The sequence below is a fragment of the Helcobacillus sp. ACRRO genome (genome assembly GCF_022347125.1).
Lineage (GTDB): Bacteria > Actinomycetota > Actinomycetes > Actinomycetales > Dermabacteraceae > Helcobacillus > Helcobacillus massiliensis.
The window spans coordinates 1-3,105 of the sequence record NZ_JAKRNG010000057.1 but is presented as its reverse complement, the minus strand read 5'-3'; the positions used below and the strand labels follow the sequence as shown (position 1 = coordinate 3,105).

The window sequence follows — 3,105 nt, the reverse complement described above, 5'->3', positions numbered from 1 at the left end:
AGTCCGGCAGCGACCTACTCTCCCACACCCTCCCGAGTGCAGTACCATCGGCGCAGTTGGGCTTAGCTACCGGGTTCGGAAAGGTAACCGGGCGTTTCCCCAACGCTATGACCACCGGAACAACCACACAAAGACCGTTCCACACCACACCCACCGGGTGCAGGGATCAGACACTATACAAACAATACAACCCCACCACCAACACCACCCACAAAAAGGGCACTGCCGGCAGCCACAAGGGATGCGGTCAATCAACCGCCTAGTGGACGCGAACACACAAGCAAACACACCAACCAACAGCCAGTGCTTTATGCGTATTTTGATAAAGTCATCGACCAATTAGTACCAGTCAGCTCCACACGTTACCGCGCTTCCACATCTGGCCTATCAACCCAATCATCTCTTGGGGGTCTCACACACCCAAAGGTGCACGGATATCTCATCTCGAAGCAGGCTTCCCGCTTAGATGCTTTCAGCGGTTATCCCTTCCCAACGTAGCCAACCAGCCATGCCCTTGGCAGAACAACTGGCACACCAGAGGTCAGTCCATCCCGGTCCTCTCGTACTAGGGACAGGCCTTCTCAAATATCCAACGCGCGCAGCGGATAGGGACCGAACTGTCTCACGACGTTCTAAACCCAGCTCGCGTACCGCTTTAATAGGCGAACAGCCTAACCCTTGGGACCAACTCCAGCCCCAGGATGCGACGAGCCGACATCGAGGTGCCAAACCATGCCGTCGATATGAGCTCTTGGGCAAGATCAGCCTGTTATCCCCGGGGTACCTTTTATCCGTTGAGCGACACCCATTCCACAATGAGGTGCCGGGTCACTAGTTCCAGCTTTCGCTCCTGCCCGACATGTCTGTCTCGCAGTCAAGCTCCCTTGTGCACTTACACTCAACACCTGATGACCGACCAGGCTGAGGGAACCTTTGAGCGCCTCCGTTACTCTTTAGGAGGCAACCGCCCCAGTTAAACTACCCATCAGGCACTGTCCCTGAACCAGATCATGGCTCGAGGTTAGATATCCAAAACGACCAGAGTGGTATTTCAACAACGACTCCACCAACACTAGCGTGCCAGCTTCCCAGTCTCCCACCTATCCTACACAAGCCGCTCCGAACACCAATACCAAACTATAGTAAAGGTCCCGGGGTCTTTCCGTCCTGCTGCGCGTAACGAGCATCTTTACTCGTAATGCAATTTCGCCGAGTTCGCGGTTGAGACAGTGGAGAAGTCGTTACGCCATTCGTGCAGGTCGGAACTTACCCGACAAGGAATTTCGCTACCTTAGGATGGTTATAGTTACCACCGCCGTTTACTGGGGCTTAACTTCCCAGCTTCGCACCCGAAGGCGCTAACCAGTCCGCTTAACCTTCCAGCACCGGGCAGGCGTCAGTGAGTATACAGCGTCTTACGACTTCGCACTCACCTGTGTTTTTAGTAAACAGTCGCTTCTCCCTGGTCTCTGCGACCCTCCCAGCTCTCACTGGTCAGGTCCCCCTTCTCCCAAAGTTACGGGGGTATTTTGCCGAGTTCCTTAACCACGATTCTCTCGAACGCCTCGGTATTCTCTACCAGATCACCTGAGTCGGTTTAGGGTACGGGCGGCTGCGCTCGTGGCGCCGGGACTTTTCTCGGCAGTACAGGATCACCCAACTTCCCCACTAAAGGGTCACTATCACGTCTGACCTACACGCGCCCAACATTACTCGGGCACAGGCTGCACGCTTAGACGGGGACAACCATCGCCCCGCGGAAGCTACCTCACTGCGTCATCCCACACGCTCACCTACTCACCGATTGGACCCCAGCCTCACACCACACCAACACCCGAAGGTGAAGAGCAGCGCTCGGGTGGTTAGCATCACGACTTTCAGCATGGGTCCTCACACAACCGGTACGGGAATATCAACCCGTTATCCATCGACTACGCCTGTCGGCCTCGCCTTAGGACCCGACTAACCCAGGGCGGATAAACCTGGCCCTGGAACCCTTGATCATTCGGCGGACGGGATTCTCACCCGCCTAATCGCTACTCATGCCTGCATTCTCACTCGCACACCATCCACCACAAGGTTCCCCCGCAGCTTCACACAATGCACGACGCTCCCCTACCCACCCCACACACAGTGGAGTGACACAGCTTCGGCGGTGTACTTAAGCCCCGCTGAATTATCGGCGCGGAATCACTTGACCAGTGAGCTATTACGCACTCTTTCAAGGGTGGCTGCTTCTAAGCCAACCTCCTGGTTGTCTCAGCAACTCCACATCCTTTCCCACTTAGCACACGCTTAGGGGCCTTAGCTGATGTTCTGGGCTGTTTCCCTCTCGACTATGAAGCTTATCCCCCACAGTCTCACTGCTGCGCTCTCACGTCACCGGCATTCGGAGTTTGGCTAAGGTCAGTAACCCGGTGGGGCCCATCGCCTATCCAGTGCTCTACCTCCAGGACGAAACACGCAACGCTGCACCTAAATGCATTTCGGGGAGAACCAGCTATCACGAAGTTTGATTGGCCTTTCACCCCTATCCACAGGTCATCCCCTCCATTTTCAACTGAAGTGGGTTCGCGCCTCCACGCGGTCTTACCCGCGCTTCACACTGCCCATGGATAGATCACTTCGCTTCGGGTCTAGAGCCGGCAACTAAAGGCGCCCTATTCAGACTCGCTTTCGCTACGGCTACCCCACACAGGTTAACCTCGCTACCGACCACTAACTCGCAGGCTCATTCTTCAAAAGGCACGCCGTCACCCCACAAAAAAGGCTCCGACGGATTGTAAGCACACGGTTTCAGGTACTATTTCACTCCCCTCCCGGGGTACTTTTCACCTTTCCCTCACGGTACTTGTCCGCTATCGGTCACAAGAAAGTATTTAGGCTTACCAGGTGGTCCTGGCAGATTCACACCGGATTTCACGAGCCCGGTCCTACTCGGGACAATGCACCATCACCCAGCCATGCAGTTTCAGCTACGGGACTCACACCCACTACGGTTCCCCACTCACAAGGATTCACCTACCACACACTGACAGCGACGACCAGGCGGCAGCCCAATCCATGCACATCCCACAACCCCTGATCAGCAACCTCTGCCGAGTA

At 55.6% G+C, this 3,105-nt stretch carries 2 rRNA genes; both read right to left on the bottom strand.

Going from position 1 to position 3,105, the window contains the following annotated elements:
* Position 1: 1 nt before the first annotated feature.
* Positions 2-119: ribosomal RNA gene (gene rrf / locus MHY20_RS11435) — 5S ribosomal RNA — on the bottom strand.
* A 200-nt stretch (positions 120-319) separates the two neighbouring features.
* Positions 320-3,105 (bottom strand): 23S ribosomal RNA (locus MHY20_RS11430); the annotation flags it as partial.